At 66.0% G+C, this 26,315-nt stretch carries 18 protein-coding genes and 1 tRNA gene; 6 read left to right on the forward strand and 13 right to left on the reverse strand.

Annotated features, from left to right (window positions below):
- Positions 1-230 precede the first annotated feature (230 nt).
- A complete protein-coding gene (locus tag IE224_RS15420) occupies positions 231-2,852 on the forward strand; it encodes an ATP-binding protein (RefSeq protein ID WP_191311652.1) in 2,622 nt (873 codons plus the stop codon).
- On the opposite strand, the gene uvrB is transcribed toward IE224_RS15420, so the two are convergent.
- The 10 genes from uvrB to coaBC all read right to left on the reverse strand — a co-directional run bounded on the left by uvrB (position 2,849) and on the right by coaBC (position 14,686).
- Positions 2,849-5,035, reverse strand: a complete 2,187-nt coding sequence (uvrB, locus tag IE224_RS15425) for an excinuclease ABC subunit UvrB (protein WP_191311654.1) — start codon at positions 5,033-5,035, stop codon at positions 2,849-2,851. The genes IE224_RS15420 and uvrB overlap by 4 nt on opposite strands.
- 78 nt (positions 5,036-5,113) lie before the next feature.
- On the reverse strand, positions 5,114-6,328 hold the full coding sequence (locus IE224_RS15430; protein ID WP_191311655.1) for an NAD(P)/FAD-dependent oxidoreductase: 1,215 nt from the start codon (positions 6,326-6,328) through the stop codon (positions 5,114-5,116).
- Positions 6,329-6,422: 94 nt separating this feature from the next.
- Positions 6,423-7,634: a cysteine desulfurase gene (locus IE224_RS15435; RefSeq protein ID WP_191311657.1), complete on the reverse strand. Its 1,212-nt coding sequence runs from the start codon at positions 7,632-7,634 to the stop codon at positions 6,423-6,425.
- Positions 7,631-8,224, reverse strand: a complete 594-nt coding sequence (locus tag IE224_RS15440; RefSeq protein WP_167622214.1) for a YIP1 family protein — start codon at positions 8,222-8,224, stop codon at positions 7,631-7,633. The genes IE224_RS15435 and IE224_RS15440 overlap by 4 nt, the downstream gene beginning before the upstream one ends.
- Positions 8,221-8,739 carry a hypothetical protein gene (locus tag IE224_RS15445; protein WP_191311659.1) on the reverse strand — a complete coding sequence of 173 codons (519 nt, stop codon included), beginning with the start codon at positions 8,737-8,739 and terminating at the stop codon, positions 8,221-8,223. Before IE224_RS15445 ends, IE224_RS15440 begins: the two co-directional genes overlap by 4 nt.
- On the reverse strand, positions 8,712-10,043 hold the full coding sequence (locus IE224_RS15450; protein WP_191311660.1) for a SufB/SufD family protein: 1,332 nt from the start codon (positions 10,041-10,043) through the stop codon (positions 8,712-8,714). Before IE224_RS15450 ends, IE224_RS15445 begins: the two co-directional genes overlap by 28 nt.
- Complete coding sequence (gene sufC / locus IE224_RS15455; protein ID WP_167622217.1) at positions 10,043-10,798, reverse strand: Fe-S cluster assembly ATPase SufC; 756 nt, start codon at positions 10,796-10,798, stop codon at positions 10,043-10,045. Before sufC ends, IE224_RS15450 begins: the two co-directional genes overlap by 1 nt.
- Before the next feature lie 67 nt (positions 10,799-10,865).
- A complete protein-coding gene (gene sufB / locus IE224_RS15460) occupies positions 10,866-12,386 on the reverse strand; it encodes a Fe-S cluster assembly protein SufB (RefSeq protein WP_191311662.1) in 1,521 nt (506 codons plus the stop codon).
- Positions 12,387-12,416: 30 nt separating this feature from the next.
- The gene (locus tag IE224_RS15465; protein WP_191311664.1) at positions 12,417-13,457 is read right to left on the reverse strand and encodes a cysteine desulfurase family protein; all 1,041 of its coding nucleotides are present in this window, start codon (positions 13,455-13,457) and stop codon (positions 12,417-12,419) included.
- Complete coding sequence (gene coaBC / locus IE224_RS15470; protein WP_191311739.1) at positions 13,454-14,686, reverse strand: bifunctional phosphopantothenoylcysteine decarboxylase/phosphopantothenate--cysteine ligase CoaBC; 1,233 nt, start codon at positions 14,684-14,686, stop codon at positions 13,454-13,456. Before coaBC ends, IE224_RS15465 begins: the two co-directional genes overlap by 4 nt.
- A 124-nt stretch (positions 14,687-14,810) precedes the next feature.
- Here coaBC and IE224_RS15475 point away from each other — a divergent pair, with 124 nt between their 5' ends.
- Positions 14,811-16,325: a YifB family Mg chelatase-like AAA ATPase gene (locus IE224_RS15475; protein ID WP_167622220.1), complete on the forward strand. Its 1,515-nt coding sequence runs from the start codon at positions 14,811-14,813 to the stop codon at positions 16,323-16,325.
- Positions 16,326-16,385: 60 nt separating this feature from the next.
- Entirely contained in the window at positions 16,386-17,783 is a 1,398-nt protein-coding gene (locus IE224_RS15480; protein ID WP_191311666.1) for a hypothetical protein, read from the forward strand.
- 16 nt (positions 17,784-17,799) lie between these two features.
- Here IE224_RS15480 and pyc read toward each other — a convergent pair whose 3' ends face one another.
- Positions 17,800-21,231, reverse strand: coding sequence for a pyruvate carboxylase (gene pyc / locus IE224_RS15485; protein ID WP_191311668.1), 3,432 nt, complete (start codon positions 21,229-21,231; stop codon positions 17,800-17,802).
- Between the two features lie 183 nt (positions 21,232-21,414).
- Here pyc and uvrA point away from each other — a divergent pair, with 183 nt between their 5' ends.
- Positions 21,415-24,267: an excinuclease ABC subunit UvrA gene (gene uvrA, locus IE224_RS15490; protein WP_191311669.1), complete on the forward strand. Its 2,853-nt coding sequence runs from the start codon at positions 21,415-21,417 to the stop codon at positions 24,265-24,267.
- Here the strand turns inward: uvrA and IE224_RS15495 are convergent, their stop codons facing one another.
- Both IE224_RS15495 and IE224_RS15500 read right to left on the reverse strand, forming a co-directional pair.
- A complete protein-coding gene (locus IE224_RS15495; RefSeq protein ID WP_191311671.1) occupies positions 24,268-24,648 on the reverse strand; it encodes a hypothetical protein in 381 nt (126 codons plus the stop codon).
- Complete coding sequence (locus tag IE224_RS15500; RefSeq protein ID WP_191311673.1) at positions 24,641-25,258, reverse strand: DUF5671 domain-containing protein; 618 nt, start codon at positions 25,256-25,258, stop codon at positions 24,641-24,643. The genes IE224_RS15495 and IE224_RS15500 overlap by 8 nt, the downstream gene beginning before the upstream one ends.
- 168 nt (positions 25,259-25,426) lie before the next feature.
- On the opposite strand from IE224_RS15500, the gene IE224_RS15505 reads away from it, so the two are divergent.
- Both IE224_RS15505 and IE224_RS15510 read left to right on the forward strand, forming a co-directional pair.
- Positions 25,427-25,501: transfer RNA gene (locus IE224_RS15505), tRNA-Gly, on the forward strand.
- 248 nt (positions 25,502-25,749) lie between these two features.
- Positions 25,750-26,307, forward strand: a complete 558-nt coding sequence (locus tag IE224_RS15510) for a TetR/AcrR family transcriptional regulator (protein ID WP_202380203.1) — start codon at positions 25,750-25,752, stop codon at positions 26,305-26,307.
- Positions 26,308-26,315: the final 8 nt, after the last annotated feature.

Here is a 26,315-nt window from a genome sequence, read left to right on the forward strand (position 1 = left end):
ACCCGGCCTGCCGGGTTCCCCGCCATTGCGCTGCATTGTCCATGTCGGTTCGTGCAGCGGCATGATCGGGCAAAGGGGCGGAGCGGTTTGGCCCTCAGGCCACGGAAGGAAGGCAGGTCGGTCGCCCAGGGGGTTGCGGCCGGGTGGAACTGCCGCGAATATCCCTCGAACAGGACAGGAAGCCCCGCCAGCGGGGTGATTCTGCTGCGTCGCGCGATCAGGAAGACCAGATGAATATCGAAACGCCCCCGGCTGACTGGCTGTCCGCCTATGACAGTCGTGTGGCGCGCGAGATCGCGGCACGGGACTGGTCCGCAACGGGCTTGGGCCCGGTCAAGGCCTGGCCCGCCGACCTGCGGGCGATCCTGTCCACCATCCTGGCCTGCCCGACGCCCATGTATCTGGCCTGGGGGGCGGACCTCATCTCGTTCTACAACGATGCCTATATCCCGATCCTGGGCTATCGCGCCCCGAATGCGATCGGCAGACCCTTCCGCGACCTGTGGGCAAGCATCTGGGACGACATCTCTCCTCTGGTCGAGGGCTGTTTGCGCGGCGAAAGCCAGAAGGTCGTCGACATGCGGCTGGACCTTGGCCGCGCGGGCCTGCCCGAGGAAAGCTATTGGACCTTCACCTATTCACCGGCAATCGACGCTTCGGGCCGCATCGCGGGCCTGCTGTGCGTCACGGGCGAGACGACGGACCGCGTCCTTGCCGAACGCGCGCGGGCAGAGGTGGCGCAGCGGCTTGAACTGGCCATGTCGGCAGGCAACAGCGTGGGCATCTGGGATTGGGACGTGGAAACGAACCGCGTCACCGTCGATTCCCGTTTCGCAACCATGTTCGGCGTGGATCCCCAACTTGCCGCCCAAGGCGCCGCGGTCGAGGAGTTTCTCAAAGGCATTCACCCCGAGGATCGCGCCCATGTGCAAGCCAGGATCGCCGAGGCCGTCCAGTCGGTCGGGCCGTTCACCGCTGAATACCGTCTGCTGCACGACGATGGAACGATCCGCTGGATTTCCGCCCAGGGGCGCTGCATCCCCGGCCCCGATGGCAAATGCGCACGCCTTCCGGGCATCACCTATGACATCACCCGCCTGAAAGAAGCGGAAGCCCAGTTGCGGGTCGCGAAGGAAGAACGCGAATTCGTCCTGGATCAGATCGGACGTCAGCGCCTTCAGTCAGATCCGCAGGAAATCCTGCGCGCGTCGTCCGAAGCCCTGGGCAAGCGGCTTGGTGTGAACCGGGTCGGCTTCTATCGCCTGACAGGCCCCCAGAACATCTGCCACGAAGCGTCCTGGTCCGACGGCAGGCTGCCGCCCCTGATGGGAATGCAGGCGACATACCATTATGGCGCCTTTGCCGACACCGAACGTCGCGCAGGGCGGGCGCTCGTCTTCGGGGACAGCCGGACGGACAGCAAGGGTGACCTGGCGCCCTATGCCGACGAAGGGGTTCTGGCAGGCATCTGCGTGCCTTTGCTGACCGAAGGGACCTGGGCGGCTGGCATCTATCTGCACCAGGCCGATGTCCGTGCCTGGACCGAACCCGAGATCGCCCTTGCAAAGGAGATCGTCCAGCAGACCTGGCTTGCCATCGAAAGGGCCGAGGCGCTGCAAAGGCTGAACCGCAGGATCGCCGAACAAGAGGCAGCCCTCGAGCAGCGCGAGATCGTGCTGCGCGAAGAGTTCGAGCGCCGCGAGGCTGCCGAACGCCAGCTTCGCCAGTTGCAGAAGATGGAGGCGGTCGGCCAGTTGACGGGCGGCATCGCGCATGACTTCAACAACATGCTTGCCGTGGTCATCAGCGGGCTGAACCTGACGCAGCGCCAGCTATCGCGCGGAAACAGTGACGTGGGCCAGTTCATCGAGGGCGCCCTGGAAGGCGCCAATCGCGCTGCCGCCTTGACGCAGCGATTGCTTGCCTTCTCGCGCCAGCAGCCGCTGGAACCGGTCGTGATCGATGCAAATGCCCTGCTGACGGGTTTGTCGGACATGCTGGCCCGATCGCTTGGGGAAACGATCGTTCTGGAAAACCGGCTGGAACCCGGTCTTTGGCCGACCAAGGCCGACCCCAACCAGTTGGAGAACGCGATCATCAACCTGGCCGTGAATGCCCGCGACGCGATGCCGGACGGGGGACGGGTCATGCTGGAGACGACCAATCTGGACCTGGGCCAGACCACGTCGCGGCCCCTGGGGGTAGAGGCGGGGGCCTATGTCCGCATCCGGGTGCAGGACACCGGCGCGGGAATGACGCCCGAGGTCCTGGCCAAGGCCTTCGACCCCTTCTTCACGACCAAGCCCACCGGACGCGGCACGGGCCTTGGCCTCAGCCAGGTTTACGGCTTCATCCGCCAGTCGGGCGGCTATGTCGCGATGACTTCGCAATTGGGGGAAGGAACCACGGTCGATCTCTACCTGCCGCGCAGCCAGGACCATGCGGCTGAAAAGCAGGGCGACCTGGCGGCGGACGTGCCGATGGGACGGGCAAAGGACGTGATCCTGGTCGTCGAGGACGAGGACCGGGTCCGTGCCTTCACCGTCGCCTCGCTGCGCGACCTGGGCTATACCGTGCTGGAGGCCGCGTCTGGCCCGCTGGCCCTGGATATCCTGGGACAGCGGCCAGACATCGCGCTGTTGTTCACCGATGTGGTGATGCCGCAGATGACTGGCCCGCAACTGGTCGAGCAGGCGCGCACCGTCCGCAGCGATCTGCGGGTCGTCTTCACCAGCGGCTATACCGGCAGTTCGTCCGAGGCGGACGAGCGGATCAAGGCAGGGGGCAACTTCCTGGCCAAGCCCTTCAGCTTCGACCAGTTGGCCCGCAAGATCGGCGCGGCGCTGGCTTAACGCCGCCGCTTGGACCGCTTGTTGCCGCCGCGCTGCCCCGCCCTGCCCGCCGTGGACCGACCCGAGGCCTTCACGGCCTCCTCGGCCGCTTCCTCGATCACGGACTGGCGCGCCAGGGGATCGTCCGAAACGGCAAGCTCGACCGCTTCCAGCCGCTTCACCTCGTCGCGCAGGCGGGCGGCTTCCTCGAACTCGAGGTTCTCGGCGGCCTTGCGCATCTGGGTGCGCAGCGCGTCGAGATGCACCTGAAGGTTTCCGCCGACCATCGGGCGGTCCACCTTGGCGGTGATGCGCGACTGGTCGGTGTCGCCCTGCCACAGGCCCGCCAGCACATCCTCGACATTCTTGCGGACGGTCTGCGGCGTGATGCCATGGGCCTCGTTATAGGCCATCTGCTTCTGCCGGCGGCGTTCGGTTTCGGCCATCGCGCGTTCCATGCTGCCGGTGATGTGGTCGGCATACATGATCACGCGTCCTTCGGCATTGCGCGCGGCGCGGCCGATGGTCTGGATCAGCGAGGTTTCGGACCGCAGGAAGCCTTCCTTGTCCGCATCCAGGATCGCGACCAGCCCGCATTCGGGAATGTCCAGGCCTTCGCGCAACAGGTTGATGCCCACCAGCACGTCAAAGGCGCCAAGGCGCAGGTCGCGCAGGATCTCGATCCGCTCGATCGTGTCGATGTCGCTGTGCATGTAGCGGATGCGGATGCCCTGTTCGTGGAAGTATTCCGTCAGATCCTCGGCCATGCGCTTGGTCAGGGTGGTGACCAGCGTGCGCAGGCCCGCCGCGCTGACCTTGCGAATCTCGTCCAGCAGGTCGTCCACCTGCATCTCGACCGGGCGGATCTCGATCTGCGGGTCCAGAAGGCCGGTGGGGCGGATGATCTGTTCGGTGAAGACGCCGCCGGTCTGGTCCATCTCCCACTGGGCAGGGGTGGCGCTGACGAAGACCGACTGCGGGCGCATCGCGTCCCATTCCTCGAACTTCAGCGGGCGGTTGTCCATGCAGCTTGGCAGGCGGAAGCCGTGTTCGGCCAGCGTGAACTTGCGTCGGAAGTCGCCGCGATACATGCCGCCGATCTGCGGCACCGATACGTGGGATTCGTCGGCGAAGACGATGGCATTGTCGGGGATGAACTCGAACAGCGTGGGGGGCGGCTCGCCCGGCGCGCGGCCGGTCAGGTAGCGGGAATAGTTCTCGATGCCGTTGCAGACGCCGGTGGCCTCCAGCATCTCGATGTCGAAGTTGGTGCGCTGTTCCAGCCGCTGCGCTTCCAGCAGCTTGCCTTCATCGACAAGCTGCTTCAACCGACCCTGAAGTTCCGCCTTGATCCCCTTGATCGCCTGCTGCAGCGTCGGGCGCGGCGTGACGTAATGGCTGTTCGCATAGATGCGGATCTGGCGGAAGTTGTCGGTCTTCTGCCCGGTGAGGGGATCGAATTCGGTGATCGCCTCAAGCTCGTTTCCGAAGAAGTCGAAGCGCCAGGCACGATCGTCAAGATGCGCGGGCCAGACTTCGACCACGTCGCCCTTGACGCGGAAACCGCCCCGCTGAAAGGCCGCGTCCAGCCGCCGATACTGCTGGGCGACAAGTTGGGCGATGAATTCCCGCTGGTCATAGCTGTCGCCCACGATCATGTCCTGGGTCATGGCCGAATAGGTCTCGACCGAGCCGATGCCGTAGATGCAGCTGACCGAGGCCACGATGATCACGTCGTCGCGTTCCAGCAGCGCCCGGGTGGCCGAATGGCGCATCCGGTCGATGGCCTCGTTGATCTGGGATTCCTTCTCGATATAGGTATCCGACCGCGCGACATATGCCTCGGGCTGGTAATAGTCATAGTAGCTGACGAAGTATTCCACCGCGTTGTCGGGGAAGAAACCCTTGAATTCGCCGTAAAGCTGGGCCGCCAGGGTCTTGTTGGGCGCCAGGATGATCGCCGGGCGCTGCGTCGCCTCGATCACCTTCGCCATGGTGAAGGTCTTGCCGGTGCCGGTGGCCCCCAGCAGCACCTGGTCGCGTTCCCCCGCCTGCACGCCCTGGGTCAGTTCGACGATCGCGGTAGGCTGGTCGCCCGCCGGTTGGAATTCGCTTTTCATCACAAAGCGCCGCCCGCCTTCCAGCTTGGGGCGGGTGACTTCGATCGGACGCGCGACCGGCGCGTTGGTATTGTTATGGCCCATCAGGCACCCTTCATGCGGCAAAACCAGTAAGGTGTGGTGGTTCCTAGGAAAGTCAACCTCGGGTCAGAAGAAGGGGCATCACCGCTTGAACCGGGCCGGTCGCATTTCAGCCCAACCCTGCCCGCCGTCCATTTCCTCGGCCAGGATTTCTGATGTCACCGGACCCAGAGTGAAGCCCTGGTGCCCGTGGCCGAAATGCGCCCAGAGGTTTGGCTGGTCCGGCACCCTGCCGATCACCGGCAGCATGTCGGGAATGCAGGGGCGGCGGCCGGTCCAGGGCTCGGCCTCGACCGGGCTGCCGATGTCGAACAATTCGCGCGCGGCCTTTTCGCCGTGCTTCAGTTGCGGGGGCGACAGGCGCGGGTGGCTGGTCAGTTCGGCGGCGGTGGCGATGCGCAACCCGCGCCGCATCGGCGACAGCACGACCGAGTTGCCGAAGTCCGCGATCGGGTGGTTCGGCGGAGTCTCCATCCGGTAGTGACGATGGTAGCCGCGCTTGAAGACCATCGGGACTGTCAGGCCGAAGCGTTGCAGCAGCATCGGCGACCAGGGGCCAAGCGCGACGACTGCGTGTTCGGCGGTTTCATCCCCCACCCGCCAGCCGCTGCCCGCGCGCTGCAGGTCGCCCGCGTCGGCGTTGACGATCCGCCCGCCCTGCCTTTCGAACAGCGCTGCATAGGCCGCGACCAACCCGCCGGGATCGGAGCAGGTCCAGGCATCGGCCCAGTGGGTCGCGCCCTCGACCTCGATCTTGATGGCGGGTTCGAGCGCGCGCAGCGCCTTGCCGTCCATCAGCTTGGCCTCGACCCCGAATTCCTCCATGAAGCGCTTGGCCGTGACCCGTGCCTTGTCCATGCGGGCGGAGGTGCGATGCACCTCGATGTAACCGTCGCGGCGGATGATGTTGTCAGCGCCCGCCGCCTGGACCAGCGGCGCGTGGCGATCGGTGGACTGGCGGATCAGTTTGCCCCAGGTCAGCGTGGCCCGGCGGTGGCCGGCGGGAAGGGAGTTGACGGCATAGTTCCAGACCGCACCCAGTTGCGACAGCAGGCCCGGAATGTTCCACTTGACGTCATAGCCCATGCCCAGGGCGATCTGGATCAGCGCGGCGGGTGCCAGCGGCATTGCATAGGGTTCCACCGCCTCGGTCTGGATCAGGCCGGCATTGCCATAGCTGGTTTCCCGGCCCGGCACGCCGCGTTCGATGATCGTGACCTGATGCCCCCGCGCCTGAAGCGCCAGCCCGGAGGTGACGCCGACCATGCCTGCACCCAGAACCAAAATCTCTGCCATATCCATCCCCTGAACGACGACTTTGGATCAGGGATGCAGACAATAGGCCCAGCGACAAGACGATCTTCGGCGACACGGCCGAACTTTGCAAGATTCAGGCGAAAAGCTCTCGGCAGAAGGTCAATCCTTCGACCAAGGCATCCACATCCTGCCTGGTGTTGTACATGGCGAAGGACGCCCGGGCGCTTGCAGTGATGCCGAAGAACTCCATCAGCGGCATGGCGCAATGGCTGCCGGCCCGGACGGCGATGCCGCGCTTGTCCAGGATGGTGGACAGGTCATGCGCGTGGGCGCCCTGCATGGTCATGGAAAAGATCGCGCCCTTGTCCGGCGCGTCACCCTGGACCTGCAGCCAGTTCAGGCTGCGCAGACGGTCGCGGGCGTAATCGCGCAAGCCCCGCTCATGGGCCGCGATATTCTCCATCCCCAGGTCCATCATGTATTCAAGGGCAGCACCCAAGCCGATCTGGTTGACGATGCCAGGGGTTCCCGCCTCGAACCGCAGGGGCGGGTCGGCATAGTCGACGGCATCGCGGGTGACGGTGCGGATCATGTCGCCGCCGCCCAGGAAGGGGCGCATCTCGGCCTGGCGGTCGCGGCGGATCCACATCGCGCCGGAACCCGAGGGGCCGTAAAGCTTGTGGCCGGTGATGCAGTAGAAATCGACGCCAAGTGCGACCAGATCGACCGGCAAATGCACCGCTGCCTGCGAGCCGTCGACCAGCACGGGAACGTCCGTCCCCCGCGCGATGGCGCCGACATCGACGATCGTGCCGGTGACGTTCGACATATGCGTGACCGCGATCAGCCTGGTCTTCGGGCCCACTGCGGCCAGCACCTTTTCGGGCGGCAGGCTGCCGTCGGCTTCGGGTTCGACCCATTTCAGCACCACCCCCTGCCGCTCGCGCAGGAAATGCCAAGGGACGATATTGGCGTGGTGTTCCAGGACGGACAGCACGATCTCGTCCCCCGCCTGCAGGCGCGGCGCGGCCCAGCCATAGCTGACCAGGTTGATCCCCTCGGTCGAACCGCTGGTAAAGATCACCTCATCCTCGTGCGGGGCGTTCAGGAAGCGGGCGATGATGGCGCGGACGCGTTCATAGTTGTCGGTGGCCAAGTTCGACAGGAAATGCAGGCCCCGATGGACGTTGGCATATTCGCCTTCATAGGTGCGGGTGATCGCGTCGATCACCTGGCGCGGCTTTTGGGCGCTTGCGCCGCTGTCCAGATAGACCAGCGGGCGGTTGTTCACCTGCCGCGACAGGATCGGGAAGTCGGCACGGACCTTGTCGATATCGAAGCTCATTGCGGCATCTCCGGCATGATTCCTAGGGCGGCGGCAAGCAGGGACAGAACGAAACCCGCCACGAATACGGTTCCGATCATCCCCAGGACCACCTTGGGCGTGCTGTGAAAGCCGTGCAGCGCCTTGGTGAACTGCACGGTCAGCCACAGGAACAGCGCGATCGCCAGCAGCCCGAAGATGCCCGCCACGCCCGGCAGGATCAGCGACAGGACCACTTGCGCGGCCTGCACGATCAGCAGCAGCACCTCGATCCAGACGGTCAGAAGCAGGGCATCCTCGAACCGGCCGCCGCCGCCGAACATGCGGCCCACGCCCGACATCAGCCCTGCCGCCAGCACGATGGCCCCCATCTGCATCACGGCCAGCACCATCGGCTGCTGGCTGAGGACGACAACCCGGTCGCCCTCTGGCCCGGGGGCGCTGAACAACGCGGCGGCCAGCGAGGCCAGCAGCGCCGAGACCGAAACAGCTGCCAGAAGCGCCATCCACCGCGCCTGGATCGGCCAGCCCTGCGCCATCAGGTCGCGCGCCGCCGCCTGCGGATCGCGGAACGACAAGCCGACCAGGGCCTTGAAGTCATCGAACGTCATTTTCGCCTCGCCAGCGCCGCGATACCGGCACCCCAGATCATCAGGAAACCCAGCCCGGAAACCGCCTGGACCAAGGCAAGGGCGGACCCCTGTCCCACAAGCCCGGCCACCAAGCCTGCCAGCAGCATCGCGGGCGCAACCGCCAGCAAGGCCCAGAACAGCGCCAACCGGGAATCCTCGGGGGTAAGCCGCCAGGGTGTCAGACGGGACAAAAGCGATGCCAGCGCCGCCAGGCCATAGGCCAGGATCGGCATCATGAACATCACAGCCAGCAACGCCCCGCCCATCCGGGCCTGGAACGGCACCGCCGGGTCAAGCTGGGCCAGCCGCGCATGACCGGGGGCCTGGGCGATCAGGAAGATCAGCATCGCCGACATCAGCACGCCCAGCTTGGACCCTTCCGGCATGTCGGAAAGACCCCGCACCACCCGGCGCGGGGCCACCCAGCTTTGCAGCACCCGGGGAACGATGCCCCGCGGCGCGGCCCCTACTGAACCGCGTTGAGGGTCAGCCACACGTCGAGCCGTTCATAGATGCAATCGCGGATCGCCTCGTCCTCGACCTCGGCCAGGGCGTCGGCCAGGAAGGACAGGACCAGGAAGACGATGGCCCGTTCACGCGGCACCCCGCGGGACCGCAGATAGAACAACGCCTCGTCGTCGATCGCGCCGGTGGTCGAACCATGCGAACATTTCACGTCGTCGGCGTAGATCTCCAGCTCGGGCTTGGCCAGGAACTGGCTGCGTTCGTCCAGCAGCAGCGCCTGGCTGATCTGGTAGCCGTCGGTCTTCTGCGCGCCGGGCTTGACCAGTATCTTGCCCTGGAACACGCCCTCGGCCCCGTTTTTCAGCACCTTCTTGAAGACCTGGCGGCTTTCGCAGCGTTCTGCCCCGTGGGTGATGAAGACGGTGTCGTCCTGATGGAAGGGCGCCTTGCCCCCGTCGCCCAGAACGGCCGCCGCGATATGGGCCACCGCATCGTCGCCCGCGATGTCGATCACCGCCTCGTTGCGCATCATCGTGCCGTTCACCGCCAAGGTGAAGGACTTGAACTGCGCCCTTGCGGCAACGCGCGCGAAGATATGGCCGATGCCCACCTTCGCCTCGATCGCGCGCTTGGACGCGACATGGTGGAACGCGGCGCCTTCGGCCAGATCGACCTCGATCACGCTGTTCGACCGGGCGCCCGACATGCCGGTTTCCAGCAGGGTCAGTTCCGCACCCGGCTCGACCCGGATCAGGTGGTGCCACATGGCGTCCGCCCCATCCGACGCACGGCGATGCACGACATGGATCGGCTTCGACGGCTTTCCGGTGACGCGGATCAGCAGCCCGTCGGGGGCGGCGGCAGTGTTCAACGTCGCAAAGGGACGGCGGACGGGATGCTGGCCCGCAGCCTCCAGCTTGCCATAAAGTTCGGCCGCCCATTCCGCCCCGTCAGCCTTTGCAAGCGTCAGGATCTCGACCCCGTCCAGGGCCAGGTCATCGGATGCGGCCTCGTCGAACCGGCCGTCGACAAAGACCAGCGTCAGCTTGTCCAGCGTGTCGAACAGCGGGGTTTCCTGACCGTCAGGCACGGCAATCGCCGCCGCTTGCGGCGCGTTGAAGGGACGCGGGTCCGTATAGCGCCAGTATTCGTCGCGCGGACCGGGAAGCCCCATGTCCTGCAGGCGCGTCAAGGCATCGCGGCGCGCAGCAGCGGCAAAGCCGCCCTGCGGCAGGGTCAGGGCCGCAAGCCGCGCGTCAAGCGCACCGGCGGGTTTGGGCGCGCCTTCGACCGTCGGGGTGTGGTCCTTCGCCTGGACTGCGGTGTCCGCCATCAGCCGACCTCCGCCAGAAGATCGCCATAGCCTTCCTGTTCGACCTGCAAGGCCAGTTCCGGCCCGCCCGATTTCACGATCCGGCCGTTCGCCATGATATGCACCACGTCCGGCTGGATATGGTTCAGCAGGCGCTGATAATGGGTGATGACCAGGAAGCTGCGGTCGGGCGAACGCAGCGCGTTGACGCCGTCGCTGACCAGCCGCATCGCGTCCACGTCTAGGCCCGAGTCGGTTTCGTCCATGATGCACATGCGCGGTTCCAGCATGGCCATCTGCAGGATCTCGTTGCGCTTCTTCTCGCCACCCGAGAAGCCGACATTGACCGGACGCTTCAGCATCTCGGGGCTGATCTGCAGTTCGGCCGCCTTGGCGCGAACCAGCTTCAGGAAATCGCCCGAGGACAGCTCGGCCTCGCCACGCGCCTTGCGCTGCGCGTTCACGGCGGTGCGCAGGAAGGTCATGTTGCCGACACCCGGAATTTCCACCGGATACTGGAAGGCCAGGAACAGGCCGGCGCTTGCGCGTTCCTCGGGTTCCATGTCCAGCAGGCTTTCGCCGTCCAACGTGGCCGAGCCTTCGGTCACTTCATAGCCGTCGCGGCCCGACAGGACATAGGACAGCGTGGATTTGCCCGACCCGTTCGGACCCATGATCGCGTGAACCTGACCGGCCGGAATCTCCAGCGACAGACCCTTCAGGATCTGTTTGTCCTCTTCTTCAAGTTTCACGTGCAAGTTGTCGATTTTCAGCATCTTTTCCTCATCAGATGGTGGCGGCGGTGCCGAAGCCACGGCACCATCATCAAATCCTTCGCGGCCTTTAGCCGACCGAGCCTTCCAGTGAAATGGCGACCAGCGACTGGGCCTCCATCGCGAACTCCATCGGCAGCGCCTGCAGAACCTCGCGGCAGAAGCCGTTGACAACCAGGGCCACGGCCTCTTCCTCGTCCATGCCCCGCTGGCGGCAATAGAACAGCTGGTCGTCGTCCACCTTGCTGGTCGTCGCCTCGTGTTCCACGCGGCTGCTGGTATTCTTGACCTCGATATAGGGCACCGTATGGGCGCCGCACTGGTCGCCGATCAGCAGGCTGTCGCACTGGGTATAGTTGCGGCTGTTCGTCGCCCGCGGGTGCATCGTCACCAGGCCGCGATAGGTGTTCTGCGCGCGGCCCGCCGAGATCCCCTTGGACACGATGCGCGACCGGGTATTGCGGCCAAGATGGATCATCTTGGTGCCGGTATCGGCCTGCTGCATGTTGTTGGCGATGGCGATCGAATAGAACTCGCCCTGGGATTCATCGCCGCGCAGGATGCAGGACGGGTATTTCCAGGTGATCGCGCTGCCGGTTTCCACCTGCGTCCACATCACCTTGGCGCGGGCTTCGCGGCAGTCGGCGCGCTTGGTGACGAAGTTGTAGATGCCGCCCTTGCCTTCCTCGTCTCCGGGGAACCAGTTCTGGACGGTCGAGTACTTCACCTCGGCATCCTCGAGCACGACGATTTCCACAACCGCCGCGTGAAGCTGGTTGGTGTCGCGCTTGGGCGCGGTGCAGCCTTCCAGATAGCTGACATAGCTGCCCTTGTCGGCGATGATCAGCGTGCGTTCGAATTGCCCGGTGTTCTCCGCGTTGATGCGGAAATAGGTGGAAAGTTCCATCGGGCATTTCACGCCCTTGGGGACATAGACGAATGAGCCGTCGGAAAAGACCGCGCTGTTCAGCGTCGCGAAATAGTTGTCCGACTGCGGCACGACGCTGCCCAGGTATTTCTTCACCAGGTCCGGATGCTCGCGGATCGCTTCGCTGATGGAACAGAAGATCACGCCGGCCTTTGCCAGTTCATCCTTGAAGGTCGTGCCGACTGACACGCTGTCGAAGACCGCATCGACCGCGACCCGGCGGCCATCGGCGGGCGCGGCCTCGGCCCCTTCGACGCCTGCCAGGATCAGCTGTTCCTTCAGCGGGATGCCCAGCTTTTCATAGGTCGCCAGCAGCTTGGGATCGACCTCGTCCAGCGACTTGGGCTTGACCGCCATGCTTTTCGGGCGGGCATAGTAATACTGGTCCTGATAGTCGATTTCAGGATAGTTCAGCATCGCCCACTTGGGTTCGGTCATGGTGACCCAGCGGCGATAGGCTTCCAGCCGCCATTCGGTCATCCATTCCGGCTCGTTGTTCTTTTCCGAGATCAGGCGGACGATATCCTCGTTCACCCCCTTGGGGGCATAGTCCATCTCGATCTCGGTATCCCAGCCGTATTTGTAGCTGCCAATGCTTTGCACGGCCTCGACCGTTTCGCGGTCGACACCCTCGCGCACATCAAGATCGGTGGTTGCAGTCATCCTTTGTCCTTCCTCGGGCCTGGCAATCGCCTAGCCGTTCCGTTCGCGCCATCGTGAATACGCGCTTTCCCACGCATCCGCAAATCGGTTCACCTGATCCTCGCCCAAAGCGGGGCTGATCGAGATCCGGATCGCCGATTGCGCGGCCTTGTCATCGAACCCCATGGCCTGCAGCACGCCGCTGGCGCGGACCTTGCCAGAAGAACAGGCCGACCCTGCCGAGATCGCAAAGCCCGCCAGATCCATCTGCATGACCTGGGTTTCACCCTTCCAGCCCGATGTAAGAAGGCAGGTCGTGTTCGGCAAGCGTCTGGCGCCCTTTCCGGCAACGATTGCGCCGGGCGCCGTGTCCAGCAGACGGGCCTCCAGGGCGTCGCGCCTTGCGGCAACCTCGTCCCACAGGCCTGCGTCCAGTTCCTTTTGCGCGGCAGTGGCGGCGGCGGCAAAGCCCAGGATGCCGATCAGGTTCTCGGTCCCGCCGCGCCGGCCCTGTTCCTGGCCGCCGCCGCGGATCATCGCCTCGACATCGGTGCCGCGCTTGACGACCAGTGCGCCGATTCCCTTGGGACCGCCCAGCTTGTGGGCGCTGACGAAGCCCGCCGTGATGCCAAGCCAGTTGAAGGCGAAGGGGATCTTGCCGAAGGCCTGCGTCAGGTCGCTGGACCCCAACCCTTCTGGCAGGGACTGGATCACGCCGGTTTCGTTGTTGGCCAGTTGCAGGCTGGCGTTTGCGGGATCGGGCACCGTGACGGTGCCGTCCGCGTCCACCGCCAGATCCTGGTCGCACCAGACCTTGATCGCGCTGTGTTCGACCGGCGCGCAGTGAATGCCCCTGCCCGCCAGAACCATGGCCGCCGCCTCGGTCGTGCCGGATGTGAAGATCACGTCCGCGCCTTCGGCGCCAAGCGCCGCCGCGACCTGTTCGCGCGCGCGCTCCATCGCCATCTTGGCGGCGCGGCCTTCGCTGTGGACCGAGGACGGGTTGCCCACGATCTCCATCCCCTCGCGCATCGCGGCCTTCACCTCGTCGCGCAGGGGCGTGGTGGCGTTCCAGTCCAGATAGGTTCTCATGCCAGCGCCTCGCCGATCTTCTGCGCCAGGCGGCGGGCGACGGCGTCCTTGGCCATGCGCGGCCATTCCTCGGCGCCTTCGTCGGTGATGACCGTCACGGCGTTTTCCGAGCCGCCCATGATGCCGGTCCCCTCGCTGACGTCATTCGCCACGATCCAGTCGCAGCCCTTGCGCCGCCGCTTGTCGGTGGCATGGGCCAAGACATCATTCGTTTCGGCCGCAAAGCCTACGACCAGCCGGGGGCGGCGTTCGCCGGGCTGGCTGATCCAGGCCAGGATGTCCGGATTCTCGGTCATCTCCAGCGAGGGCGGCTTGCCAGACCCGTCCTTCTTCATCTTGGTGGCGGATGATTTGGTGACACGCCAATCGGCCACCGCCGCGGCCATGACCGCCCCGTCGGCCGGCAGCGCGGCTTCCACCGCCTCGCGCATCTGCCCTGCGGTCTGGACGCGGATCACATGGACCCCCTCGGGCGGGGCAACCTCGGCCGGTCCGGTGATAAAGCTGACCCTTGCGCCCAGGTCGCGCAGCGCGGCTGCGATCGCTGTGCCCTGCGCGCCCGAGGACCGGTTGGCGATGTATCGCACGGGATCGATGGGTTCATGTGTCGGACCCGAGGTCACGATCAGGTGCCGCCCCGACAGAATGCCGGTGCGCACCTGCGCCTCGGGCAGCAGTTTCAGCGGCTGAGGGGCGAGTTCCTTGCGGATGGCGTCCAGGATCGCCTCGGGCTCCGACATGCGCCCGGTGCCGTATTCGCCGCAGGCCATGTCGCCGTCCTCGGGGCCAACAAACAGGATGCCGTCCTCGCGCAGGGTCCGCAGGTTGCGCTGCGTTGCCGCGTGGTGCCACATCCGCACGTTCATCGCGGGCGCGACCAGCACTCGCTTGTCCGTCGCCAGCAGCAGCGTGGAGGCGAGGTCGTCCGCCAGCCCATGCGCCATCTTGGCCAGCAGGTGGGCGGTGGCGGGCACCACCACCACCAGATCCGCGTTGCGCGACAGCTGGATATGGCCGATCTCGGCCTCGGCGGCGATGTTCCACAGGCTGTCATGCGCGGCCTCGCCGGCCAGAACGGACAGGGTCATGGGCGTGGTGAACTGCGCGCCGGCCTTGGTCAGGACGGGGGTCACGGCCGCGCCCTCGGCCCGGATCAGCCGGATCAATTGCGGCACCTTCATCGCCGCGATGCCTCCGCCCACGATCAGCAGGATACGCTTGCCGTTCATCTTGCCCCCATGACCTTGCGCCCCCGTCACATAGCCCCCCGCCCCCCGCGTCGCAAGCAATGGCACCTGTTAACCTTTCCTTAAGCCGCCTGCCGTTAACGATTGCTGGGACAAAGGGGGCTTCATGGTCGCAATCGCCTATTCAGTTGCCTTCGAGGGGATCGACGCGCGCCTTGTCGAGGTCCAGTGCTCTGTGGCGGCGGGCCTGCCGGGCTTTGCCATCGTGGGCCTGCCCGACAAGGCCGTCAGCGAGGCGCGCGAACGGGTCAAGGCGGCCTTCGGCGCGCTGTCCATCGCCATGCCGAACCGGCGGCTGACCGTGAACCTGTCGCCGGCTGACCTGCCCAAGGAAGGGTCGCATTTCGACCTGCCCATCGCGCTTGCGATCCTTGCCGCGCTTGAGATCGTCCCCGGCGAGGAACTGTCGCGCTGCGTGGCCCTGGGCGAACTGGCCCTGGACGGGCGGCTGGTCGCCGTCGCCGGCGCCCTGCCCGCCGCCATGGCCGCGGCCGAGGATGAGCGCGCGCTGATCTGCCCCCGCGCCTGCGGCCCCGAGGCCGCCTGGGTGGACGCGGTTCCGGTCCTGGCCCCCGCCACGCTGCGCGAGGTGATCGACCACCTGACCGACCGCGCGCCCATCGCCCGTGCCCAGCCTGGCATGATCGATGCCGCGCCCCTTGGCGGCTGCCTGTCTGAAGTGAAGGGCCAGGAACGTGCCAAGCGCGCCTTGGAAATTGCCGCCGCCGGTCGCCACCACCTGTTGATGGTCGGCCCGCCGGGCGCGGGCAAGTCGATGCTTGCCGCCCGTCTGCCCGGCTTGATGCCGCCGCTGGGCGCGGCCGAGGCGTTGGAAACCTCGATGATCCACTCGCTGGCCGGCACCCTGGACGACGGCGGCATCTCGCGCCGCGCGCCGTTCCGCGAACCCCATCACACCGCGTCCATGGCCGCCATTGTCGGCGGCGGGCGCGGCGCCAAGCCGGGCGAGATCAGCCTTGCCCATAACGGCGTCCTGTTCATGGACGAGTTTCCCGAATTTCCCCGGCAGGTTCTGGAAACCCTGCGCCAGCCGATCGAGACGGGCGAGGTCGTGGTCGCCCGCGCCAATGCCCACATTCGCTATCCCTGCCGCTTCCTGCTGATCGCCGCCGCCAATCCCTGCCGCTGCGGCTATCTGGCCGATGCCGCCCGCGCCTGTTCGCGCGCGCCGGTGTGCGGCGGGGACTACATGGGCAAGATCTCGGGGCCGCTGATGGATCGCTTCGACCTGCGGCTCGAGGTGCCGGCGGTCAGCTTCATGGACCTGGAACTGCCCTCGGGCGGCGACACGTCGGCGCAGGTCGCGGCGCGGGTGGCGGCGGCGCGGGATGTGCAGGCCGCGCGTTTCCGCAACCACCCGCAGGCACGGGTGAATGCCGAGGCTTCGGGCAGTCTGCTGGACCAGATCGCCGCCCCGGATGAGGAAGGACGGGCGCTGATCCTGAAAGCGTCGGAACGGCTGGGCCTGACCGCGCGGGGCTATCACCGCATCCTGCGCACCGCGCGCACCATCGCCGACCTGGCCGGTTCCGCCACTGTCCGCGCACCCCATCTGGCCGAGGCGATCAGCTATCGCCTGCCCTTCGTCGCGGGCGGGTGACGAATTGCGCATTGTGCAAGGCGCGGCTATGGCTGGGCGACCCTCTAGACGGATCACCTCATGCCCCCCAGAAGCGCCCGGATCGGCGGCATCCTGACCGCTTGCGCCCTGCTGGCGACGATCCCGCACCAGTTCGGGGCCGGACCTGGCTTCGCGATGGCTGCCGACCTTCTGCTGGTGGGGGCGCTTGCGATGTTTTCGCTGACGGCGCGGGCGTCTCGGCTGGCCTTCGTGGCCGTGGGCCTGGCCCTGGTCGCCTGGGCGGCCGCCACCCGGCCCGACTGGGCGCAGGCGGTGCTGACCGCCCTGACGCGGGGGGGCTTCATCATCGCGCTGTTCACGGCGCTGTCCGCGTTGCGCAGCGCGGCGGTCGGGTCGCAGGACATCCTGGACTGCGGGCGCTTCCTGGCCCGCCAGCCTCCGGGGCGACGATACCTGGCGCTGACCGTCGGCGGGCACCTGTTCGGGCTGATCCTGCTTTACGGATCCATCTCGCTGCTGGGCGGGTTGGCCGCCGAAAGCACGGCGCGGGAGACGAACCAGGAATTGCGCCGCCACCGCCTGCGCCGGATGCTGGTGGCGATCCAGCGGGGTTTCGCCTCGACCCTGTGCTGGTCGCCCATGGCGCTGTCGATGGCAGTCACGATGTCTGTTGTCCAAGGCGCATCCTGGCCTGCGGCCGTCGGGCTGTGCCTGGTCAGTTCGCTGCTGATGATCGGCATCGGCTGGGGGCTGGACGCACTGTTCAAGCCGCAGCTTTCAGCGCCCGCCCCCACCCGTGCGGCCGAGACCGAAAGCTGGCTGCGCCGCCTGCGCCCGCTGCTGTTCCTGCTGGCGATCGTGGTGGGCGGTGTCTTTCTGCTGCACCTGACGACCGGCGTGGCGGTGACCGGGGCGGTCATGACCGTGGTGCCGCTGGTGGCGGTGGCCTGGACGCTGATCCTGCCGCCCATGCGCGGCGGGCGGGCCGCAACGCTGGCCGCGCGGATGGGGCAGTTCGCCACCCGCGACCTTGCCGGCTATAGCGGAGAGATCATCCTGCTGTTCATGGCGGGATTCATCGGCAGCCTGGGATCATGGCTGCTGGTGCCGATCATGCAGGCGCAGGGTCCTGACCTGGCGGCGCTGCCGCCGTTGCTGATCCTTGCGGCGCTTGTCTGGGTGATCCCGCTGACCGGCCAGATCGGCATGAACCCGATCCTGGCTGTTTCGCTGCTGGTGCCGCTGCTTCCCTCACCCGCCGATGTGGGCGTGCATCCGACAGCGATGGTGATCGCCATCACCGGCGGGTGGGCGATCAGCGGCAACACCTCGCCCTTCACGGCTTCGGTCCTGCTGGTGGGCAAGCTGGGGGGTGTCGAGGCACGCCATGCGGGAACGCAGTGGAACGGGCTTTATGCCCTGTCCACCGGCGCGGCGCTGACCCTGTGGGTGCTGCTGGCCGCAACCCTGCTCTAGGGGCCGCGGCCGGGGTTTACTCCACCTCGACCAGCAGGTCCTTGGCGTCGATCTGTTCGCCGGGGCGGACATGGATGGCCTTGATGGTGCCGTCGCGGTCGGCGTGGAGGCCGGTTTCCATCTTCATCGCCTCGATAGTCAGAAGCAGGTCGCCCTGGCGGACCTTGGACCCGGTGGATGCCGCGACCGAGGCCACGACGCCCGGCATCGGCGCGCCGACATGGCCCGCATTCGACGGGTCTGCCTTGGGACGCGCGGCCTTGGTGCCGGTGGCCTTGCGGTTCGGCACGCGGACCTGGCGGGGCTGGCCGTTCAGTTCGAAGAAGACCTTGACCTCGCCCTTCTCGTCGGTCTCGCCCATCGTCAGCAGACGCACTTCCAGCGTCTTGCCGGGGTCGATCTCGACGCTGATCTCGTCGCCCGCCTCCATGCCATAGAAGAAGTTGCGCGTGGGAAGCGCGCGGACCGGGCCATAGGTTTCGTGCCGCGTCATGTAGTCCGTAAAGACCTTGGGATACATCAGGTAGCCGTTCAGATCCTCGTCGTCGATCTCGACGCCCAGATCCTCGGACAGCTTGGCCCGCATGGCCTCGATGTCCACGGGGGGCAGATGTGCGCCGGGGCGGTCGGTGATGGGCGCCTCGCCCTTCAGGACCTTGCGCTGCAGCGCCTCGGGCCAGCCGCCGGGGGGTTGGCCGAGGTTGCCCTTCATCATGTCCACGACGCTGTCAGGGAAACTGACCTCGACCGCCGGATCCAGCACCTGCCGGGGCGTCAGCCCCTGGGCCACCATCATCAGCGCCATGTCGCCCACCACCTTGGACGACGGCGTGACCTTCACGATGTCGCCGAACATGCGGTTCACATCAGCATAGGCCTGCGCCACCTCGTGCCACCGATCCTCCAGCCCCATCGACCGCGCCTGCGCCTTGAGGTTGGTGAACTGCCCGCCCGGCATCTCGTGCAGATAGACCTCGGACGCGGGCGACTGCAGGCCGGATTCGAAGGCCGCATAGTTCTCGCGCACGCGTTCCCAGTAGTTGCTGATCTGGCGGATCGCCGCGATGTCCAGGCCGGTGTCGCGTTCGGTGCCTTCCAGCGCCTCGACGATGGAGCCAAGGCAAGGTTGCGAGGTGCCGCCCGAGAAGGCGTCCATGGCCGCATCCACCGCGTCCACGCCCGCATCGGCGGCCGCCAGGATCGTCGCCCCCGCGAGGCCCGACGTGTCGTGGGTATGGAAGTGGACGGGCAGGCCCACCTCCTCCTTCAGCGCCTTGATGAGGATGCGCGCGGCGGCTGGCTTCAGCAGGCCCGCCATGTCCTTCAGGCCCAGCACATGCGCGCCGGCGGCCTTCAGATCCTGCGCGGTCTTCACGTAATAGGCCAGGTCATACTTGGACCGGTCGGGGTCCAGCATGTCGCCGGTATAGCAGACCGTGCCTTCGCAGATCTTGCCGGTCTCGATCACCGCGTCCATGGCGACGCGCATGTTCTCGACCCAGTTCAGGCTGTCGAAGACGCGGAACACGTCCACGCCGCTCTCCGCCGCCTGGCGCACGAAGGACTGGACCACGTTGTCGGGATAGTTGGTATAGCCCACCCCGTTCGAGGCGCGCAGCAGCATCTGCGTCATCAGGTTGGGCATCCGTTCGCGGATGTCGCGCAACCGCTGCCAGGGGCATTCCTGCAGGAAGCGATAGGCCACGTCGAACGTCGCCCCGCCCCAGCATTCCACGCTGAACAGCCCCGGCAGGTTGGCGGCGTAAGATGGCGCCACGCGGATCATGTCGATCGACCGCATCCGGGTTGCCAGCAGCGACTGGTGGCCGTCGCGCATGGTGGTGTCGGTCATCAACAGACGCGTCTGCGCGGCCATCCAGTCGGCCACCGCCTGCGCGCCCTTTTGTTCCAGCATCTGCCGGGTGCCCGGCGCGGGTTCGGCCTTGGGCGCGGGCGGCACGGGTGGACGGGCCTGGGCGGGCGGCATGGGGCGGCCCGCAGTCTCGGGGTGGCCGTTGACGCTGATGTCGGCCAGATAGGTCAGGATCCGCGTGGCCCGGTCCTGCTTCTTGTCGAACTGGAACAGCTCTGCCGTCGTGTCGATGAACTTGGTCGTGTAGGAGTCATCGAGGAAGGTGGGATGCTTCAGCAGGTTGATGACGAAGTCGATGTTGGTGCTGACGCCCCGCACCCGGAACTCGCGCAGCGCGCGGTCCATGCGGCGGATCGCCGCCTCGGGCGTCTGCGCCCAGGCCGTGACCTTGACCAGCAGCGAATCGTAATAGCGCGTGATGACCCCGCCGGAATAAGCGGTGCCGCCGTCCAGCCGGATGCCGTTGCCGGTGGCGCTGCGATAGGCGGTGATCCGGCCATAGTCGGGGATGAAGTTGTTCAGCGGATCCTCGGTCGTCACGCGGCATTGCAGCGCGTGGCCCGACAGGGTGACCTGATCCTGAGACGGCACGCCCGTCGCCTCGGCCAGCGTCGCCCCTTCGGCGATGCGGATCTGCGACTGCACGATGTCGATGCCGGTGACCTCCTCGGTCACGGTATGCTCGACCTGGACGCGCGGGTTCACCTCGATGAAGTAGAACTGCTGGCTGTCCATATCCATCAGGAACTCGACCGTGCCGGCGTTCTGGTAGCCCACGGCGCGGCCGATCTTCAGCGCCAGTTCGCAGACCTCGGCGCGCTGTTCGGGGGTCAGATAGGGCGCGGGGGCGCGTTCCACGACCTTCTGGTTGCGGCGTTGCACCGTGCAGTCACGCTCATACAGGTGATACAAGCCGCCATGGGTGTCGCCCAGCAACTGCACCTCGACGTGGCGGGCGCGCAGGATCATCTTTTCCAGATAACCCTCGCCATTGCCGAAGGCGGCCTCGGCCTCGCGACGGCCCTCGCGGACCTTGTCCACCAGTTCTTCGGGGCCATTGATCGGGCGCATCCCGCGCCCGCCGCCGCCCCAGGAGGCCTTGAGCATCAGGGGATAGCCGATGGAAGCCGCCTCGGCCTTGATCGCCTCGAAATCGTCGCCCAGAACCTCGGTCGCGGGGATGACGGGCACGCCCGCGGCGATCGCCACGCGACGCGCCGACGCCTTGTCGCCAAGCGCGCGCATGGTATCGGCGCGCGGGCCGATGAAGGTGATCCCGGCAGCCGCGCAGGCGTCCACGAAGTCGGGGTTTTCCGACAAAAGGCCATAGCCCGGATGGATCGCGTCCGCGCCGCTTTCCTTGGTGACCCGGATGATCTCGGGGATGGACAGATAGGCCGCGACCGGCCCCAGCCCCTCGCCGATCCGGTAGGCCTCGTCCGCCTTGAAGCGGTGCAGGCCCAGCTTGTCCTCCTCGGCATAGACCGCGACCGTTTTCTTGCCCAATTCGTTGGCGGCCCGCATCACGCGGATCGCAATCTCGCCACGGTTGGCGATCAGGATTTTTTGAAACATCGCGCGGTCCCCCTTCGCAGTTGCGCGAAAGACTAGCGATGCCGCAGCGCAGCGCAAGCGCCACCGCCGCCCCTCTGCAACAAAAGGTTTACGCAAGGTCGTGTTCGCGGGATGTTCCCATTTTGCGGTTGCTTTTTGGAACCGCGCGCCTATCTGATGCGCTTGGTCGGCCGGGGGCACGTCATGGAACAGAAGTTCATCGAAGTACGCGGGGCGCGTGAACACAACCTCAAGGGCGTGGACATGGACATCCCGCGCGACAAGCTGGTGGTCATCACCGGGCTGTCGGGCAGCGGCAAGTCGTCCCTTGCCTTCGACACGATTTATGCCGAAGGCCAGCGCCGCTATGTCGAAAGCCTGTCGGCCTATGCGCGGCAGTTCCTGGACATGATGGGCAAGCCGGATGTGGACCACATCAGCGGCCTGTCCCCCGCCATCAGCATCGAACAGAAGACGACCTCGAAGAACCCGCGCTCGACCGTCGGCACGGTGACCGAGATTTATGACTATCTGCGGCTGCTGTTCGCCCGCGCGGGCACGCCCTACAGCCCCGCCACCGGCCTGCCGATCGAGGCGCAGCAGGTTCAGGACATGGTCGACCGGATCATGGAGATGCCCGAGGGCACGCGTGCCTATCTGCTGGCGCCCATCGTCCGCGACCGCAAGGGCGAATACAAGAAAGAGTTCCTCGAGCTTCGCAAGCAAGGCTTCCAGCGGGTCAAGGTGAACGGACAGTTCCATGAACTGGACGAGCCGCCTGTCCTGGACAAGAAATTCCGCCACGACATCGACGTGGTGGTGGACCGGATCGTCGTGCGCGAGGGGCTGGAAACGCGGCTTGCCGATTCGCTGCGCACCGCGCTGGATCTGGCCGACGGCATCGCCATCGTCGAGACTGCGGCGGACGAACCCGAACGCACCACCTTCAGCGAAAACTTCGCCTGCCCCGTCAGCGGCTTCACCATCCCAGAGATCGAGCCGCGGCTGTTCTCCTTCAACGCCCCCTTCGGCGCCTGCCCGGTCTGCGACGGGCTGGGGATGGAACTGTTCTTCGACGAACGGCTGGTCGTGCCAGACGCCGCGCTGTCGGTCGAAAAGGGCGCCATCGCGCCCTGGGCCAAGTCGAAATCGGCCTATCTGACGCAGACCGTGAACGCCTTGGCCAAGCATTACGGCTTTGACAAGAAGACGCCGTGGAAGAATCTGCCCGAGGACGTGCAGGCGATGTTCCTGCGTGGGTCCGGCAAGGAAGAGATCGAGTTCCGCTTCGACGACGCGGGTCGCGTCTACAATGTCCGCCGCGTCTTCGAGGGCGTGATCCCCAACATGGAACGCCGGCTGCGCGAATCCGACAGCGCATGGGTGCGCGAGGAGTTCGAGCGCTATCAGAACAACCGTCCCTGCGGCGCCTGCCACGGCTATCGCCTGAAGCCGGAAGCCCTGGCCGTCAAGATCGCCGGCAACCATATCGGCGAGGTGGTGGAACTGTCGATCAAGGAAGCGCTGGCCTGGATCGAAGCCGCGCCCGGGCACTTGTCGCGGCAGAAGAACGAGATCGCCGTCGCCATTCTCAAGGAAATCCGCGAGCGGCTTGGCTTTCTGGTCAACGTGGGCCTGGACTATCTGACGCTGTCGCGCGCGGCGGGAACGCTGTCGGGCGGTGAAAGCCAGCGGATCCGGCTGGCCAGCCAGATCGGCAGCGGGCTGACGGGCGTGCTGTATGTGCTGGACGAACCCTCGATCGGGCTGCATCAGCGCGACAACGACCGTCTGCTGGACACGTTGAAGGGACTGCGCGACCAGGGCAATTCGGTCATCGTCGTCGAGCATGACGAGGACGCGATCCGCCATGCGGATTACGTCTTCGACATGGGCCCCGGCGCGGGTGTCCACGGCGGCACCGTCGTCAGCCACGGCACCCCGGACCAGATCGCATCCGACCCCAACAGCCTGACGGGCCAGTATCTGTCGGGCCTGCGAGAGATCGCGGTGGGCGACGAACGCCGAAAGGGCAACGGCAAGGCGGTCAAGGTCGTCAAGGCGACGGGCAACAACCTCAAGGACGTGACGGCCGAGTTTCCTCTGGGCAAGTTCGTCTGCGTCACGGGCGTGTCGGGCGGCGGCAAGTCCACCCTGACCATCGAGACACTTTTCAAGACTGCGTCGCTGCGCCTGAACGGCGCCCGCCAGACCCCCGCCCCCTGCGAGACGATCAAGGGGCTGGAACATCTGGACAAGGTGATCGACATCGACCAGCGGCCCATCGGCCGCACGCCCCGGTCGAACCCCGCGACCTATACCGGCGCCTATACCCCCATCCGCGACTGGTATGCGGGCCTGCCCGAATCCAAGGCGCGCGGCTACAAGCCCGGCCGCTTCAGCTTCAACGTCAAGGGCGGCCGCTGCGAGGCCTGCCAGGGCGATGGCGTCATCAAGATCGAGATGCACTTCCTGCCCGATGTCTATGTCACCTGCGAGACCTGCAAGGGCAAGCGCTACAACCGCGAAACGCTCGAGGTCCAGTTCAAGGGCAAGTCCATTGCCGACGTGCTGGACATGACGATCGAGGAAGGACAGGAGTTCTTCAAGGCGGTGCCCTCGATCCGGTCCAAGATGGACGCGCTGATGCAGGTGGGGCTGGGCTACATCAAGGTCGGGCAGCAGGCCACGACCCTGTCGGGCGGCGAGGCGCAGCGCGTCAAGCTGGCCAAGGAACTGGCGCGCCAGTCCACCGGCAAGACCTTGTATATCCTGGACGAACCCACCACCGGCCTGCATTTCGAGGATGTGCGCAAGCTGCTCGAGGTGCTGCACCACCTGGTGGACGAAGGCAACACGGTCGTGGTGATCGAGCACAACCTGGATGTCATCAAGACCGCCGACTGGATCATCGACATCGGTCCCGAGGGCGGCGACGGCGGCGGAGTGATCGTCGCCGTCGGCACGCCCGAGGACGTGGCGAAGGTTCCCGAAAGCCATACCGGCCGCTATCTGGCGCCGATGCTGAAGCCTGCGCGGATCAGGGCGGCGGAATAGTCAACTCACGCTGATCCGCTGCAAGATGCATCCCGATTCGTCGGGACTGAAGGGCTGGTCCGGCGCGGGCAGTTCAAATCCCGCGCAAAGCCGCAAGCTGTCGGGCGGCACCAGATCAATCCGGTAGGGTGCGCCGGTGAAGGGGTCAGCGAGGCGTGGCGTCATCGGGCAGGCTTCGATTGGCGTCGGATCGGTGCCCACCCTGCCCGCCTGCTGGGCCTTGCAGGTCAGCAGCATCTGGATCTCTGACAGGTCCTGCGCGCGCACCTGGTCGCGCCGTTCCGCGCGCCCTTGCGCGGGCCCGCCAGTCGCGATGATCCCCGCAACCGCAACCGACACGGACAGCGCCGTCAAGGCCAGGACAGCCCAGTGCCTAGCCATCCAGATCCTCGCGATAACAGGCCGCCACCAAAAACCCCGTCACCGCAACAAGCGACAGCTTTGCACCAAGGCGCAGCGTCAGGTCGCCCGACAGGAAGGCATAGATCGCAGCCACCACATCCCCCAGCAGCACAAGCGCCGCTGCTAAGACCGTCACCGAGGCGAAGATACGCCGCGCCTTTGACCGGCGGGGCTGCGCGGCGGCCAGCACCTGGCGGGTCATGCGCCTGTCCAGCCAGACGAACAACGGCAGGAACGCGACGATCGAGGCGATGGAAAAGCGCATGGCCCAAGGATCCGGCGCCTCGCGGCCGGCGACATCGGGCAAGATGCCGTCGATCACCATGAAGCCCAGCCTGGAGACGTGAAAGCACACCAGGACCAGGGCGATCATCAGCAGCGCGTAAAGCATCCCTTCGCGCGCCGAGACATAGGGTCTCGGGCACGGCACCGGTGGCAGATCTTCGGCGGCAATCCAGCGTGACAGGGCATCGTCGATCTCGGGTGGCGACCAGCCGGCATGGGAAAGGGCTGCGCGTATGCGGGGTTCCGTCTGCCCACGGGCCATCGCGCCATGCACGAAATCAGACAGTTCTTCGGATCCAGCCACGTATCTTCCCCGTTTCGCGGCCAAGGTCACCCAGGATCCACGGCCCTGTCAACGCCTGCGGATTTTTCGTCGGGAAACATCATTTTTCCTCTTGCACGCCCCGACGCAGTCCCATAAATCACCGCTCACCGAAGGCGAGACGGTCAAACGAAGCGCTGACGGACGGATGCGGGCGTAGCTCAGGGGTAGAGCATAACCTTGCCAAGGTTAGGGTCGTGAGTTCGAATCTCATCGCCCGCTCCAAAACAAAAAGGTAGGGCCTGATGGCCCGNTGGTTGCAGTGCCTGCAAGCATCGTTAAGATGCCGGGAAAGGCTCTGGCCGAAACGTTCAAACGAAAACTGAAAAACAGGCCAGAGCTTGAGCGACGGCCCAGCACCACATACCAGACTTGGGTCAACACAACCGCTCGGGGAGGTGTTGTTAACCAACTGGGACGATCCACATTCCGATATTGGCTTTACACTGTCAAGATGACCTTCAAGGGGTAAGATGCCTTTACGGGGCGAAGTTCCACAACTGCTGATCAGCGCCGGTCTGTCCTTGCTGGATGAAGAAGGGACGCCCGGTCTGACACTGCGGCGAATTGCCGCGCGCGCCGGGGTGTCCCATGCCGCGCCCGCGCATCACTTTGGTGGGCTTCCCGGCCTGCGCGATGCCATCGCCACTCACGGCTTTCGCAGCTTCAGGCATGAACTGGTCACTGCCCTTGAAGGCGTTCCTGCCGATGCCGACCCGTTCCAGCACCTGCTGACGGTCAACCTGGCCTATATCGGTTTTGCGCGCCGCCGCGCTGCGTTGTTCCGGCTGATGTTCGATCAGTTGCCGACCGAGGACAGCACCCTGAGAGAGATCGCCCGTGCGACCTATGTCGTCCTGCGGGATCGCTGCACGCCTTTCGTCCGCGACCGCCCGGCCGCACCCTTGCAGACGTCGGTCTGGTCCATGACGCATGGCTTTGCGATGCTGAACATGGACCAGCCCTATCCTCCGGAATCACCCGTGCAGGTATCGTCCTATGAAGATGCCCTGCGCCTGCTGGTCGGCTGACCGGCGGC

Origin of the sequence: Paracoccus aerius (assembly GCF_014656455.1) — a bacterium.
GTDB classification, from domain to species: Bacteria; Pseudomonadota; Alphaproteobacteria; order Rhodobacterales; family Rhodobacteraceae; genus Paracoccus; species Paracoccus aerius.

What these genes read in the sequence shown, in the direction of transcription:
- IE224_RS15420 (WP_191311652.1), top strand. Translation starts at nt 231, where the DNA reads ATGAATATCGAAACGCCCCCGGCTGACTGGCTGTCCGCCTATGACAGT.
- uvrB (WP_191311654.1), bottom strand. Translation starts at nt 5,035, where the DNA reads ATGGGCCATAACAATACCAACGCGCCGGTCGCGCGTCCGATCGAAGTC.
- IE224_RS15430 (WP_191311655.1), bottom strand. Translation starts at nt 6,328, where the DNA reads ATGGCAGAGATTTTGGTTCTGGGTGCAGGCATGGTCGGCGTCACCTCC.
- IE224_RS15435 (WP_191311657.1), bottom strand. Translation starts at nt 7,634, where the DNA reads ATGAGCTTCGATATCGACAAGGTCCGTGCCGACTTCCCGATCCTGTCG.
- IE224_RS15440 (WP_167622214.1), bottom strand. Translation starts at nt 8,224, where the DNA reads ATGACGTTCGATGACTTCAAGGCCCTGGTCGGCTTGTCGTTCCGCGAT.
- IE224_RS15450 (WP_191311660.1), bottom strand. Translation starts at nt 10,043, where the DNA reads ATGGCGGACACCGCAGTCCAGGCGAAGGACCACACCCCGACGGTCGAA.
- sufC (WP_167622217.1), bottom strand. Translation starts at nt 10,798, where the DNA reads ATGCTGAAAATCGACAACTTGCACGTGAAACTTGAAGAAGAGGACAAA.
- sufB (WP_191311662.1), bottom strand. Translation starts at nt 12,386, where the DNA reads ATGACTGCAACCACCGATCTTGATGTGCGCGAGGGTGTCGACCGCGAA.
- IE224_RS15465 (WP_191311664.1), bottom strand. Translation starts at nt 13,457, where the DNA reads ATGAGAACCTATCTGGACTGGAACGCCACCACGCCCCTGCGCGACGAG.
- coaBC (WP_191311739.1), bottom strand. Translation starts at nt 14,686, where the DNA reads ATGAACGGCAAGCGTATCCTGCTGATCGTGGGCGGAGGCATCGCGGCG.
- IE224_RS15475 (WP_167622220.1), top strand. Translation starts at nt 14,811, where the DNA reads ATGGTCGCAATCGCCTATTCAGTTGCCTTCGAGGGGATCGACGCGCGC.
- IE224_RS15480 (WP_191311666.1), top strand. Translation starts at nt 16,386, where the DNA reads ATGCCCCCCAGAAGCGCCCGGATCGGCGGCATCCTGACCGCTTGCGCC.
- pyc (WP_191311668.1), bottom strand. Translation starts at nt 21,231, where the DNA reads ATGTTTCAAAAAATCCTGATCGCCAACCGTGGCGAGATTGCGATCCGC.
- uvrA (WP_191311669.1), top strand. Translation starts at nt 21,415, where the DNA reads ATGGAACAGAAGTTCATCGAAGTACGCGGGGCGCGTGAACACAACCTC.
- IE224_RS15495 (WP_191311671.1), bottom strand. Translation starts at nt 24,648, where the DNA reads ATGGCTAGGCACTGGGCTGTCCTGGCCTTGACGGCGCTGTCCGTGTCG.
- IE224_RS15510 (WP_202380203.1), top strand. Translation starts at nt 25,750, where the DNA reads ATGCCTTTACGGGGCGAAGTTCCACAACTGCTGATCAGCGCCGGTCTG.